The following is a 13,575-nucleotide window of genomic DNA, read 5'->3' as shown; positions in this document are numbered from 1 at the left end:
GGGCTTCCAGTCAAAGAGCGCCCGACGGCGGCTCCGCCCCGTCACTTGCAGTGCGGGAGCCGGGCCGTTCCGGTTAGCGGCCGCGGCCAGTTTCGCAGGGGTGGTCAGCGCTCAGCGGTTCCGCCAAGCGGAGGAATCGGCCCGGGACCGGGCTCCTCGCGACGCTTGGCCGCGCTGCGGATCTCACCCTCGGCCGTTCCGTCGGATTCACCCTCGAAGTCCACCAGGCCATTGGTCTGGTCGAAGGGATGCCCCGGGGCGCGGTCCGCGCCGCCCACGGTGGCGTCACCCCCGGCGCCAAGATCCGACGTCGTACTGGTCACTGAATTGGCGGGCACATGCTGGATCGGCACCGGCTCAGCGGTGACCGGCGCCCCAGGAGAAGCCGCATCCCGGGTCTCGGATGAGTCCTTGCTGCCCGCCTTCATGGCCGCGGCGGCGCCGGCAACTGCTGCCACTCCTGCCGCTGCTGCCACCTTGCCGGAAATGCCCGCCTTGCCCGAATCGCCGCGTGAGGCGCCGGCATCCTCGACTCCCGGGGTACCTACGGACGCGCCCTCGTTGACCGAACCGCGCCAGGCGCCGCTGGCATAGCCCTCGTCCTCAATAAACTCCTTGAACCGGTGCAGGTCAGCTTCGGCCTGGCGGTCAACAACATTTAATTTGTCGCCGACCTTTTCGACGATGCCCTCGGGATCGTATTCGAGGGTGAGCCGCAGCGAGGTTTGGCCACCGCCCACGTCCTCGAACTCCACCGCTCCGGCATTTGTGGCGCCTTCGGTGGCTGCCCAGGCGACCTTGCGGTCGGGGATCTGCTCCAGCACCTTCGCGGTCCACTGCCTGCGGACCCCGGCGATCTCCGCTACCCATTCCAGCCGGTCGTCGCTGGTCTGCTTCACGCTCTTTACCCCGCCCATGAAGTGCGGGAATTCTTCGAACTGCGTCCACTGGTTGTAAGCCGTGCTCACCGGCACGTTAACCAAAATGCGCTTCTCCACCTTCGTGCTCATAACATCTCCTTCGAGAGTAGAACCGGACCTGATGAAGGACGTAATCAATTCATCAGCATGCTTAGCATATCGTCCGGGGCGGCATCGAGGTCAACCCTGGCGGCGCGGGCCAAAGCTGGGAGTCGGGCCAGCAATCAGCGGCGCGGAGACTCTGACTGGCGAGCAGGGCGCCCTGGACGTCGACTACCCGGCCGCTCGCGGAAGTCGCGCTCTCCACTCCGCCGCGCACCGCGCTGCCCTCTTTGGGGGCGGGGGGCTCCCGATGGGCACATCCGGCAACCCCGAAACTGAACCCGCCGCACTGGGGGCTTTTCAATCGTCGCGTTGGGGAAGAAAGCTGTCGAAATGTTGTCTTGAACGATTGACTTGAACTGATGTTCATGTCAAAGTTTGTGGGACGGACAACGTGATCGTTATCACATCGAAAGGGCTCAGAGCAGAGCTCGGCCGGTTGATGAAAGTTACAAACTTCGGGTTCGCAGGTGATCCCTCAAGGAGCCCCAGGGGCTTCAACCCGGTTCTTCAATGCAGTCTTATGTGCACCAAAAGATTGAACAGCCCTGCCAAAGACGAACAGCTCTGACAAATCTTTCAAGACACTATTTTTAGGAGACATCATGGAAACCACTCTCGTAGGCACTTTGAGCAAGGCCGGATCCATCCACAAGGTTGAAAACGGCTTCATCGGCCTGCCGTCGATGAATGAGCCGGGGACCATCTCCGCGATCGGAGATTCCCTGCACAACCCCGAAGGATCGGTCATGTGTGCCGGCTTCTTCGAACTGAAGGCGTCCGAGCCCCTCGTCTACACGTACACCTATGACGAGATGAAGGTTGTCATCAAGGGAGAATTCATCCTCACGGACCAGAGCACCGGCGAAGTCACGCACGCCAAGGAACGCGACGTGCTGTTCTTCCCCAAGGGCACCACCGTGAAGTTCGAAACCCCCGAGTACGGCCTGGGGTTCTTCGCCGGCGACCGCACCTTCAACCCGTAAGGACCCGCCATGCGGCCCGCAACCACGCCATGGGCAGGGCGCGGGCCGCTAGACCGGGGGATGGCAGTCCACCAACTTTGGTGTCCCATGGGAACACCTTCGGGCCGCCGATTGGGCGACAGACGTAACCCCCGCTCGCGTTCCACGCATCACCCGGACGAATGACCAACTGCGCCTTCAATGTCGACGGCGTCGCTGGCCGGCCCGGCGATGTATCCCTCACGCAAGTGACCCGTTTTAGGCTTCATACCGCCTTGAATTGGTGGCCCGGCGAACCCCATCCTTGCCTGTTCCCGCCGCCCCCAAATGATTCTGATTCCCGCTTGTCCGTGATCCCGGCCGGTCGAATGGCCGGTCGAATGGCCGGCCGTATATAAGCCTTCGGCATGGCCGAAGTTGACGAGGGCTGACGGTTCGCAATGAACCTGGCTCGCAGCGGCATCAGATTGGAAGTTCCGGCCGGCGTTTCGTTGCTGGAAATCCTCGTTGGAACAGGGAAGCAAAGCGCCTGCGTGTGCCGTCAGGCATCCGCTGCAAATGCTCCCTGTCCCCGCTCCGAGGGTACCCCTTGCACCGGATCTCTACCCGACCGACCAGGAACGGCCGCGAACACCACCATGATTGCTGCGTTTTAGCAGCCTGGACCAAGAATTGGAGTTGGACCCTTGAGTATCACTGTCAAAGACACCGAACCGGACACCGCCGTCCCTCTTGAGGACCGCGGTCCCAAGGTCAACTGGCGTGTTTTCATCATCGCTTCAGCCATCGTCATCGCCTTCTCCCTCTGGGCCATGCTGGCTCCAGGTACCGCCGACGCCACCATGAAGACTGTCGTGTCCTGGATCGCGAAAAACCTCGGCTGGTTTTACGTCGTCACGGTTACCGTAGTAATCGGGTTTGTCCTGTGGGTGGCTCTGTCCAAGGTCGGCTCGGTCCGGCTCGGCCCGGACCACTCTCGCCCCCAGTACAAGCTCTTCACCTGGGTCGCCTACCTGTTCGCCTCCGGCGTGGGCATCGACATGCTCTTCTACTCCGTGACCGAACCCATCACTCAGTACATGACGCCGCCGGCGGGCGTAGGCCAGACGGCCGCAGCTGCCCAGGACGCGGTGGTGTGGACCATGTTCCACTACGGGGTAGCTGGCTGGGCCATGTACGCGCTCCTCGGAATGGCCATGGGCTATTTTGCTTACCGGTGGGGCATGCCGCTCTCCATCAGGTCTGCCCTGTACCCGCTGCTCGGTAAGCGCGTGCGCGGCGGCGTCGGCGACGCCATTGACATCGTGACCCTGGTAGGAACCGTCTTCGGTGTGGCCACGGCCATGGGGATCGGGGTTGTGCTGCTGAACGTTGGTTTTGCCATCATGTTCGGCCTGGAGCAGGGCCTGGCACTCCAGATCGCACTGGTGATTGTCGCCGTCATACTGACCATCGCCGCGTGCACATCCGGTGTCGACAAAGCGATCCGCTGGGTCGCGGAACTTAACATCTGGAGCGCCGCGGCCTTGCTGCTGTACATCGTCGTGACGGGCCAGACCTCGTTCCTGTTGAACTCTTTGGTGGAGAATATCGGCCGGTTTGTCTTCACGATGCCCGAACGGACCCTGCAGACACTTGCCTACCAGGAGGGCGGTTCGGAATGGATGGGCGGCTGGACGCTGTTCTTCTGGGCGTTCTGGCTGGCTTGGGGCCCATTCGTGGGCCTGTTCCTGGCCCGGATCTCGCGTGGCAGGACGCTGCGGGAGTTCGTGATTGCTGCCATTACCGCCCCGGTGTTATGCGACTTCCTGATTGTGAGCATCTTCGGCAACAGCGCGATGTCGCAAGTCCTGGGTGGAAACATGGAGTTCGCGAAATTGGCCGTGGACAGCCCGGAACAGGGCTGGTACGCCCTGCTGGGGATGTTCCCCGGAGCCTCATTCCTGATCGGCCTGGGCACCCTGTCCGGCATGCTGTTCTATCTCACCAGCGCCAACTCCGGCGCCATGATGATGTCTAACTTCTCCTCCACGATCAAGGATCCCGGACAGGACGGGGCTAAGTGGCTCCGCGTCTTCTGGGCCATCCTCACCGCCGTGCTGACCATCGCAATGTTGGTCGCTGGTGGCGTGAGCACCATGGAACACGCCACGCTGATCTTCGCCCTCCCGGTAACGATCATCGCCTGGCTGGTGATGGCCTCGTTCACCAAGGCGTTGCGGATGGAGAAAGCCGAACGTGAGGGTCGAATCCAGGGTCGGCGTTCTACGGCAGTGCACGGCGGCCATGCGACAGAGCGCACCTGGGGTCAGCGGCTGGCGCGGATTCGCTCATACCCGTCCAAGAAGGAAGCTGCCACCTTTATGGAAGCCACCGGGCAACCGGCGCTGGCAGACGCCCTCAAGGAGTTCATCCAGCAGGGCCATGAAGCAACCCTGGAAACCATCCCGAACGAACATACCGGCGTGCCCAGCCATGCTCTGGTGGTAACCATTCCCGACCACCGCGATTTCCATTATCAAGTTGAGGCGGTGGAAGCCCCGGTGCCGAAATTCGGCCGGCACAACCATCGTGACAGTCACGTTTACTACCGAATCGAGGTCTTTGCACAGACCGGGTCGGAGGGCTATGACCTGATGGGCATGACGCACGAACAGATCATGGAGGACGTCCTGGAACGCTACGAGGCCCACCTGGGCTTTCTGACATACTCCAGCGCGTATGACCACCCTTCGCTCATCACTCCGCCGGTCCCGCCGGCAGCGGGCTCCCTCGCCTAGGCGGAGGCCGTACTGGGAAGTCCTAAGACGAAGGCCCGACGACGGTCCGCGTCACGGAGTGGCAGTACGGTTTAAGACGACCATGGTGGGCGGCTTCATCGCCCACCATGGTCGTTTCGGTGTTAAGGCATATTCGCCGCCTCCGCGGCGGCCGGGCGCCGGACGCGCAGCCCGAACGCCGGACGCCGGACCTGCAGTGCGGGGCGCCTGACCTGTCCGCCGAGTCAGGGACGGACGCCACCACAAGGGCTTAGGCGGCAGGCTATTCGCCCGGGAGCCGAAGCCGCGGCCGGGGATGCAGCCTGTGCCGATGGGGCCTTCCGGCGGGCAACTGTGGCGCTGATGGGCGGGACAAGGGAACAACTAAGCGAAGTACGATCATGCTTCTCTCGCTGCAGGCTTTAAACAAAGCCGTACCCAGCGGCTGTGGCCGCTGGGTACGGTGTGAAAAGGCTTATTCCGGCAGGACAAGCCCCGCAGGCGGGCTGCCCGCTCGGATCCGGGCGAATCCTGCGGCTATCAGAAGATGACGTAAAGCTTGCGCAACGTCTCGTGAAGTTCCCAGTTGCCACTCCATCCCCTGGGAATGAAGACGGTGTCGCCAGGACCAACGAACTGGGGTTCCCCGTCGTCGGGGGTAATGGTCATGGATCCTGTTAGTACGTGCACAAACTCGTTTGTTTCAAGAACCCAGCGAGAGGGACCTTCCGTGCATTCCCAGATGCCGGATTCGGCGCCATCCTCATTTTTCCACAAGTAGTGCCCACGAGTATTCATCTGCTTTCCGGTTGCTTCCGGGCAGGGACCCCAATTTTCGAGTTCCGTTATATTCTGCGCGTCTCGAATAAGAGTCGCTGAGATGGAGGCTGTCTTTTGTGTCATTAGTTGCCCTTTCACGGGTGCTATCGGTCCAGTATTCTGGTTCAGGTGTTGGTGCCAGCGTTGCTGGCAACCGCCACGCGCAAAAATTCCTTCGAACGTGCAGTCCGGTTAGCGCGCTCAGATTTCGTAGTAGCGGAAGGAATGCGATTCTGCGCCCTGGGGATTGGGGCCGTAAATGGTGACCATCCGCGCGTAGACAGGTGCCCGGTAGCGGCCGATCTGTCCGGGATTCACACGCGCTGAATCGCCAGGCTTGAGAACGACGGTCTCCCCGCCGCTCTCAATGTGGAGCTCACCTTCCAGTACGTAGTTCGTTTCGCTGTGTGGATGAAAATCCTCCCAGGCGCAGGCCTCCAGTTCCCATTCTGAGAGGATGAAGTCATCCCATGGGCCGACTGGAAGGGCGTTTATGAACCTGCAGCGCAGGCCCTGCCAGTGATCTTTCATGGGGGCCATGGACTGCGCCGGCCAGAAATCTATCGTGTCCGTCGTCGTCTTCATTGACGTGGGGTGGGGGGTGGTTGTGACCATTGTCTTTCACCGTTTCCTCTGCGGGGAAGTCTGCATTGCGACATGCTTTGATGAAGCTAGTGACATCGCATCTGCGTGATGCAGGTCACTGTGATCTAAATACTTTTACATGGACGGATGTTCAAGTCAATCGTTCGAGAAGGAGATCTTGAAACTTTTTCCTGTTTACAACCCATAGTGTTAAGGAAGTGTCCCTGCGGGCCGAAACGGGACCCTGGAGAGTGAGCCATGAGAGTATCCGCGGAAGATCGAAAAGAACAACTTATTTCAGCGACAGTGAAACTGATGCGTCGTGAGGGTGTCCAGTCCGTAACCATTCGGGCGATAGCCAAGGAAGCGAACGCTCCATTGGCAACGGCGCATTATTGTTTCAGCAATAAAGAAGAACTGATGGAGGCTGCCGCTGAGGCTTGGTTTAAAAACTTGAGTCGCTTCTCCAGTGGCGTTTCGGTCCATTTGGGACTTCGAAAGGCTGTGGAACAAGTCGCTGAAGGCTACTGGCGCGCGCTGGAGGAAGAGCCGGAAAGCATACTTTCTGAGATTGAACTCATTTTGTGGGCGACACGCAATGCTGGTGTAAGTCCCTTGGCGGCGAAAATTTATCCGGCCTATGAGGTGGAGCTGGGAAATATCTTCTCCTCCGCTGCGCAGAGCGCCGGTGACGAGTGCAGCCTGGAATTCGACGCCCTGGTGCGGATCTTTCTGATGATTTACGACGGTGCGGCCATTCAGTACATGACAGACCCGAAGGCCATCGACCACCGCGCACAGTTCTTTATGATGATTGACGCCCTCCTGTTGAAGGCCGGCGTATAAGTGCGGGCTGTCCACGCCGTGGGTGCCCCGCTATCCGGGAGGCGGGGGTATTCACGCTCTTAGGGTTGGCCAAGGAAGGCCCGGGCCAGGTACCCGTTCCAGCCTGTGGCGCTAGCCCTTTGCGTCCGCTCGGCGGGTCCTTGCCAGTGCGCTCGCGCCTGCGGCGAGGCCCAGGATGCCAGCTCCGAGTCCCGTCCATCCTGCGGCTGCAGCACCGCTGTCCGGGGATACTGACGAGGTGGCCTCCAGATCTGCGGGTGCGTGAGCCCCGTGGTCGCCTAGGGGAAGCGTGGTGATAAAGGACGGCGCAGGATGCGCCGGTTTATCCTGCCCGGCAACTGTCACCTCGCTCCAGTTGACCACGGTCCCGTCGGAGTATGTCTGGGCTGCCGGCAGCAGCAATGTAGTGCCTTCGCGTGGCAACCGGCCTACTGAGATGGAAAAAGTCTGGTACTGCCTCTGGGATATCTGGTGTGTCTCGTCAGCCGTCCACACGACCGAGGCCGGTGCCTTTGTGATGGTGGCTCCCTTGACAGTTATGGGAGCTGCAAGTTCTGCGTCCAGCACCTCAACCGTCCAGCCATCCATCGGTTGGACCGACACCGACGTGAAGGGCGTATCGGCCGGGAGAGTGACTGTCAGTTTGGATGTCTTGGCTGTTTGGGACTCATTGGGAACCTTGAACGTCAGTTGAGCGAAACCATCTGCAGATGTGGAATCCGGTGTCACACTGACGTGAGCGGATGCCACTGCGGTGCCAAGGGCCATAAAAGAGGCGCCAACAGTAAGAACCGCTGCAGCGCGGGCCCTGCGGAGGGTTGACGAGTTCATGGTGAAGGCCTTTCTCAGTGAAGGTAACGCCCGATTTGTTGGTGCCGGGGCCTCCCGCGGTGGTAAACGGAAGGCCCCGGGTCTGCTGCGCTCAGTCAGTCTCGGGTCCGGTGCAGAAGTAGCACTCACCGGCCTCGGTGCTTGAGTCGCAAATCTGTTCTATGAGGATCGAGCGCTCCTCGCCAGCGACGGCTGGAGTGCCTGAATGACTATGGGCTCCTGGTGAATGATCAATGACCGGGGTCATCATGACATCGCCGCGAACATCATGGCCATGGTTGCGGCCCCAAGTGCCTCCAGCCCGTGTCCTGGACGAAGGGAAAGCCGCGAAGCACGACGGCGATAAGATTTCCCTAAGCCGCGACGGACTCCCAGAATGATGAAGACCGCCGCGGCGGCGCCGAATGTCGCGGTCAACAGGACAACCAGGCCGGGCGAGTGGTCTATGGTTGCCGCGGCCGTTGTTGGGGCTGTCACGGTCAGGGAGTGATGGGCATTCCGCATTGACATCGCGTGAGCTGGCGCGTGGCCACCTGAGACCTGACCCATCATGGCAATCATGACTGCAGCGCCGCCCATGCTCACGCTGTGGTAAACGCATTTCAGCCGGCCTCGGTTGTCCGCGCACAGCACTTTGAATTCAGGCCGTGCAACGGCCTGAATGACGAACCAGAGGGCTGCGCCGCTCAGTACGGCGATTTGGGCCAGCATCGTGGAGGGCGCGAGATTCCAGAGCATGGCGGCCATCAGGATATTCATGAGGGCGTGGAGGGCGTTGTTGATCCGATCGGTGACTTGCTGGGGCCTGGTGGCCTGCAGGACGTGGTAGCTTCCGCTGAGGAGCAGGACGGCGGTGAGGGTCCAGGTAATTGCGGGGATATTGAACACGCGGATCACACTCTCGCTACAGGAATTGGGTTGGGTGCAGGCGGTCCCCGGCGCTTTGGATTCAGCACCGGGGACCGCCTGTTTGAGGGATGTTGCTTTCCAGCTTTAGTTCATGGGTGGTTCCGGGCTCTCCCTGAAGCTGGTGAAGGTTTTACTTGTCGGTGGTGCAGCAGGTTTCACTTGTGGTGGTGGTGGTGCGGTTTTCGTTGGTGGGGAGGTTGAGGGTGGGGTTTTGGTCGAAGAAGCCGTGGGGTTCGAGCATGAAGCCGATGTTTTGGCGGGGCATGATGGGCCAGTCTTCGAGGCGGACGACGTGGTGCATGCCGAAGGTGTACCAGACGACGAGGTCCTGGTCGACGATGTTGCGGTCGGCTTTGGTCCAGATGTGGAGGCCGTCGTCTTCGCCGGTGGCTTGGTTGGGGAATTCGCCGGCGGCGAAGCGTTCGGTGCGGTCGTAGGCGGTGACCCAGAGGTTGTTCCGGGCGAATTGTGCGCGTTTGGAGACGTAGGATTCGTCGCCGGCGGCGAGTTGGATGCCGTCGGTGGGGATCAGGCGGTAGGCGACGGGTTCGTTGACGATGTTGCGGCTGTCGCGGTTGGCGATTTTCCAGAAGCGGTGTTTGGAGGTGTCGGTTTTGCGGATGGCGGCTTGTTCGGTTTCCAGGAGCCGGTCCACGGCCATGAAGGCGGTGTGGGTGGGGTTGTGTTCGGGGATTTCCATGTCGACTTCGTAGACGGCGTTCTTCGGGCCGTCGATTTCGAAGTCCATGCGGACGTTGAACATGTGCTGGTGGATGGGGGCGTAGAGTCCGTCGTTGTTCAGGTTCTGGCCGTAGGGGCTGTTCTCGCCGGGTTTCTGGCCGGCGGTGGAGAGGATGCCGGTGGCTTTGACGAGGAATTCGATGGATCCGTCGAGGAAGAGGTGCCAGTAGAAGGCGTATTCGTAGTTCGCGACGGTGGCGATGAAGGAGATGACGAGTTTGCGGGAGCGGCGGGTTTCGGTGGTGCCTTCGCGGAAGTCGAAGTGTTTCCAGAGGATTGAGTCGTCTTCTTCGTGCATGCAGATGGCGTTTTCGATGGTGAGGGGGTTGCCGTGGCTGTCGGCGGTGATCCCGTCGAAGTATTTGATTTCGCCGAGGCAGTCACAGCCCAGGGTGAGGGAGTTGGCCATGTTGCCGATGTTGTATTCGCCGGAGTCGAAGGCGTTCTTTTTGGCCTGGACGGGGGCGGTGTCGCCGTAGGGGACGACCATTTCGGAGAGGGAGGCGCGGTTGATGACGGGGCGTTCGACGCCTTTGTTGCGGAATTTGAGCTGGTGCAGGACCAGGCCTTCGCGGGGGGTGAAGCCGACGCGGAAGGACCAGTCGGCCCACTGGACGTGGTTGCCGGTGACGGTGAAGGATGCGCCTTCGGGCTGGGTGATGCTGATGGGTTTGAGGTCGGTGCGGGGTTCGCCGACGTATTTGGGCAGGTAGTTCCCGGACGCGGAGGGCACGGGGATGGCCTGGTCGTCGTTGACGGTGACGACCTGCCCGGAGTTCAGGTCCACGATGACGACGAAGTTCTCGATCGGGTGGGCGTAGGGGGAGTCGTCGGCTTCTTCGCGGACGAAGACCAGGGCGCGCATGAGGCGCCGGCCCAGGTCGTCTTCGCCGAAGTAGCCTACGGACCAGGGTTCGAAGCAGACCAGGGACATGTCGGTGATGCCGCGTTTGGCCAGGGCGGCCTGGACTTCGGGGTTGGTCCGGCAGGACTCTTCGCCTTCGGCGAATTCGTCGAGCATGAACGGGGGGTGGATGTGGGCGGGCAGCTGGGTCCAGGTGGAGACGATGCCGGAGTCGAGGTCCACGATCGCTTCGTAGGAGCGGGCCTCGGCCCGGTTGACCAGGACCGCGTCGGCCTCGCGGGTGGTGGGGGCGCCGGTGCGGAGCAGTTCCTTGTCGGGTTCGCGCAGTTCAATGCTGATGAAGCGGAACGACTCAGCGGCGGCGGGGCCCTCCTTCAGGATCGACGCTGCCCGGGAGATCTCCTCGCGGGAGAGCGGATCGAGCGGGTGGGATACCCCTACCCCGGTGTGGATTTCAGTGTTGAGAGTCATGGTTTTCTCCTTGGTTCTTTCTTGAGGATGAAGATCCCTATGGCCTGGTAGGCAAGTTGCCCCGTGACATGAGTGGCGTTTTGCGAATCTTCGGCAGCCGCTCATGTGCTTGAAACTGCCTAAGAGGAGGCCGGACCTGGACATTGCCAGCGGAGCTCTGCATTGAACTCCGGCAGCGTGATGCCGGTCACGTGTTCCTCTTGCAGCCAAGCTACGCGAGATAAATCATTTAGTCTAGCTTTTTTTAGGGATATTCACTTGTTGCTCTATTTATGGTGTGCTGCCGCGGTATCTAGCGGCCCAGCAGCCAATCGGAAGCGGCTTTGCGGTAGCGGATGATGCCCTTGTATGCGGCCATGTCGTCCGGCAGTTCGGCCAGGACATGGCCCATCCTTTCCCTCCACGCCGGTACCCGGGCAATGTCGGAGAGGGGCAGGAGGTGCGTCCTGACAAGGAACAGCAAAGCACCGGAGTGTGGAAGGCGGATCAGGTGCTGAACTTCCACGCGCAGGTGGAGCTTCTCCGGCAGGGCAGGGTCGTCGGCAATGGTGCTTCGGTCCGGGCCCCACTCGGGGTACGTTTCCGTGGAGGTGTCCAGGCGCCGGCCGATGGTCATGGTCCAGTTGGTCCGCCGGAACTGCTCTCCGGGCTGCAGGCGCAGCAGGAACTGTTCAGCCCGGCTGACGATGCGTTCTTCATTCACCCGCGGGACGGGGTGATGGATTTCCGTGAAGTTCATGCCCACATCGAAGCCGAATGACCAGTCGGCGGCGAAGGTGACGAGGCCGGCATCGAGCCACAGGGTATCTTCCCGGACGTCGAGAAGAATGATGTCGTCCTGGATCTGGCTGCCCAGGAACCGCATTGGTCCCCCAGGCAGTGAGCTGTCATCGCCGACGGTGAATTCAATGTCGAGATTCTGCAGGCCGTTATGCCAACGGCAGATGTTGCCCGCCCGGTGGAACGACATCGTATCCGGGTAATCATCCGCCATGGAGGACAGCAGGGTGATCAGGGCGTCCCACACCGACCCTCGCATGTGGGGGAGGACATTCACGCGGGATGCGTCGCGCTCCAGCACCTTGGCGCGCTCGGCCAGTTCGTCCAGATAGTGTTCGTCGATGTCCACCAAGTGGGTTCCCCAGGAACCGGCTTCCGTCGGTGCATCCTTGGTGGCCGGTTCGACGTTTGCGCTGTAGCGGTACGTGTCATTGGCAAAGGGAAAAGGGAAGCGCCTGATCCGTTCGGGGAGGAGGGTTGCGTCCGGATCGGTTTCGATGATCGTGCTACTCAAAGGTCCAACTCCAATTCTGGGTCGTTGCTGCGCGAAACACAGCACATCATTGTGGTGTTCTCGGCTTTCTCCTGGTCGGACAGGTAAAGGTCCCGGTGCTGGGGTGCGCCGCGAAGTACCGGCAGGACGCATTCTCCGCAGATGCCCTTACGGCACATATTGGGAATGGTCTTCCCTGCTGATTCAAGCGTCTCCAGCAGCGAAACGCCTGCCGGAACTTCCAGGCTGACGCCACTGCGTGCCAGATGCACCGTAAACGGTTCGCCAGCGTCCAGCTCGGTTGCGCCAAAGGCCTCGGAATGGAGCCGGGCGGATGACCAGCCCTGGCTCCGGGCTTCTTCCAGAACCGCATCCATAAAGACAACGGGACCGCACACGTAGAGGTGGGTGCCGAGGGGCTGCGTTATGAGCGCTTCGGCCAGAACGCTTTGGAAACTGTCCCGGCTGGTGCACTCCACCAGGGCGGTCAACCCCGGCCCCAGCAGTTCCCGTGCTTCTGTCACATGGGCGCCGGCGTCGGGCCGGTGGACGTAGATCATTGATGCTGTGTTGCCCCGTTCCACTGCTGCCCTGGCATGCGAAAGAATCGGCGTGACCCCGATTCCTGCAGCAACAAGCAGATGATGCGACGCTGTTGATGCGGGAGCAAACGCACTCCGGGGGCGCGAAACGTTAACACGGTCGCCGACAGAGAGCCTGTGCATTGCTACGGAGCCGCCGGCGCCTTCATCGACCCTCAGGACAGAGATGGTGTATTCGGATGGCGCGTTGCCTGAACCTGTCAGCGAGTATGCATTGACGCCGCTGCCGTATTGGACCACCAGGTGGCTCCCCGGGACATAGGAGGGCAACCGTCCACCCTCCGGAGCAGCGAAGGTGATGCTGACGATGGACTCCGTCTGGCGGCTGATGCCTGTCACTTCCAGGTGGAGGCCTCCCTCCACCGCGGGGTGGACCTGGGGCTGGAGCGCTATGGCGGTCATGCTGCCTCCTCGGCGTGGGCTGAGTAGCCCAGGTATGCGCCTCTTCGTCGGGAAAAGTGATCAGTGACGGTCAGGATGGTTGCGCATCCTTGACACGTCACCTCGGTGCCGGCTGACGCATCGGTGGTGGTGGAAAGGCAATGCGGGCAGTAAACAAACCGGGGTCCGGTTTCCTGGGGCAGGAGAGTTACTTCTTCGCCCAGAAGGCCGTAGTCCGCGGCTAATGCTGCCGCTGCTCGGATATCCGTGGGGGGTCCTGCGAGAACAAGGCGGACGCCTACACGGGAACTGCTGAATACGGACTTGAGTTCCAAGAGGGTATCGGCTGTTGCTGCTGCGAAATGGAGATCGTAGCGGGGCTGGCCATCGGTGACTGGAACTGCGGTGTCACCTGTGGATCCGAAAGATACACAGATGACACCGCGGAAACCAGGTTCCAGGCCGTTGCCGGCTGTTGGCGGCGTGGACGCGGAACGCATGGCGGG

12 protein-coding genes are annotated in these 13,575 nt (G+C 61.2%); 3 read left to right on the top strand and 9 right to left on the bottom strand.

Annotated elements, in window-relative coordinates; genetic code table 11:
• Positions 1-104 precede the first annotated feature (104 nt).
• Positions 105-1,010, bottom strand: coding sequence for an SRPBCC family protein (locus SBP01_RS17510; RefSeq protein ID WP_320536713.1), 906 nt, complete (start codon positions 1,008-1,010; stop codon positions 105-107).
• 617 nt (positions 1,011-1,627) lie between these two features.
• On the opposite strand from SBP01_RS17510, the gene SBP01_RS17505 reads away from it, so the two are divergent.
• Positions 1,628-2,008: a cupin domain-containing protein gene (locus tag SBP01_RS17505; protein ID WP_320536704.1), complete on the top strand. Its 381-nt coding sequence runs from the start codon at positions 1,628-1,630 to the stop codon at positions 2,006-2,008.
• 665 nt (positions 2,009-2,673) lie between these two features.
• Entirely contained in the window at positions 2,674-4,767 is a 2,094-nt protein-coding gene (gene betT / locus SBP01_RS17500; protein WP_320536712.1) for a choline BCCT transporter BetT, read from the top strand.
• Between the two features lie 519 nt (positions 4,768-5,286).
• On the opposite strand, the gene SBP01_RS17495 is transcribed toward betT, so the two are convergent.
• Both SBP01_RS17495 and SBP01_RS17490 read right to left on the bottom strand, forming a co-directional pair.
• Entirely contained in the window at positions 5,287-5,544 is a 258-nt protein-coding gene (locus SBP01_RS17495; protein ID WP_320538379.1) for a cupin domain-containing protein, read from the bottom strand.
• A 222-nt stretch (positions 5,545-5,766) separates the two neighbouring features.
• The gene (locus SBP01_RS17490) at positions 5,767-6,150 is read right to left on the bottom strand and encodes a cupin domain-containing protein (RefSeq protein ID WP_320536711.1); all 384 of its coding nucleotides are present in this window, start codon (positions 6,148-6,150) and stop codon (positions 5,767-5,769) included.
• A 258-nt stretch (positions 6,151-6,408) separates the two neighbouring features.
• On the opposite strand from SBP01_RS17490, the gene SBP01_RS17485 reads away from it, so the two are divergent.
• Entirely contained in the window at positions 6,409-6,996 is a 588-nt protein-coding gene (locus tag SBP01_RS17485; RefSeq protein ID WP_320536710.1) for a TetR/AcrR family transcriptional regulator, read from the top strand.
• A 111-nt stretch (positions 6,997-7,107) separates the two neighbouring features.
• Here the strand turns inward: SBP01_RS17485 and SBP01_RS17480 are convergent, their stop codons facing one another.
• The 6 genes from SBP01_RS17480 to SBP01_RS17455 form a co-directional block, all read right to left on the bottom strand.
• Positions 7,108-7,764 (bottom strand): YcnI family protein, encoded by a 657-nt coding sequence (locus tag SBP01_RS17480; protein WP_320538378.1) that lies wholly within the window; start codon positions 7,762-7,764, stop codon positions 7,108-7,110.
• A 309-nt stretch (positions 7,765-8,073) separates the two neighbouring features.
• Positions 8,074-8,715 carry a DUF5134 domain-containing protein gene (locus SBP01_RS17475; RefSeq protein ID WP_320536709.1) on the bottom strand — a complete coding sequence of 214 codons (642 nt, stop codon included), beginning with the start codon at positions 8,713-8,715 and terminating at the stop codon, positions 8,074-8,076.
• A 151-nt stretch (positions 8,716-8,866) separates the two neighbouring features.
• Positions 8,867-10,813 (bottom strand): primary-amine oxidase, encoded by a 1,947-nt coding sequence (locus tag SBP01_RS17470; RefSeq protein ID WP_320536708.1) that lies wholly within the window; start codon positions 10,811-10,813, stop codon positions 8,867-8,869.
• 292 nt (positions 10,814-11,105) lie between these two features.
• On the bottom strand, positions 11,106-12,107 hold the full coding sequence (locus SBP01_RS17465; protein WP_320536707.1) for a DUF3445 domain-containing protein: 1,002 nt from the start codon (positions 12,105-12,107) through the stop codon (positions 11,106-11,108).
• Complete coding sequence (locus SBP01_RS17460; protein WP_320536706.1) at positions 12,104-13,090, bottom strand: PDR/VanB family oxidoreductase; 987 nt, start codon at positions 13,088-13,090, stop codon at positions 12,104-12,106. Before SBP01_RS17460 ends, SBP01_RS17465 begins: the two co-directional genes overlap by 4 nt.
• Positions 13,087-13,569 carry a dimethylamine monooxygenase subunit DmmA family protein gene (locus SBP01_RS17455; protein ID WP_320536705.1) on the bottom strand — a complete coding sequence of 161 codons (483 nt, stop codon included), beginning with the start codon at positions 13,567-13,569 and terminating at the stop codon, positions 13,087-13,089. Before SBP01_RS17455 ends, SBP01_RS17460 begins: the two co-directional genes overlap by 4 nt.
• Positions 13,570-13,575: the final 6 nt, after the last annotated feature.

This window comes from Pseudarthrobacter sp. IC2-21 (assembly GCF_034048115.1).
In the GTDB taxonomy this organism is placed as follows: domain Bacteria; phylum Actinomycetota; class Actinomycetes; order Actinomycetales; family Micrococcaceae; genus Arthrobacter; species Arthrobacter naphthalenicus.
The sequence above is the reverse complement of the archived record's forward strand: the minus strand, read 5'-3'. Positions and strand labels throughout refer to the sequence as shown.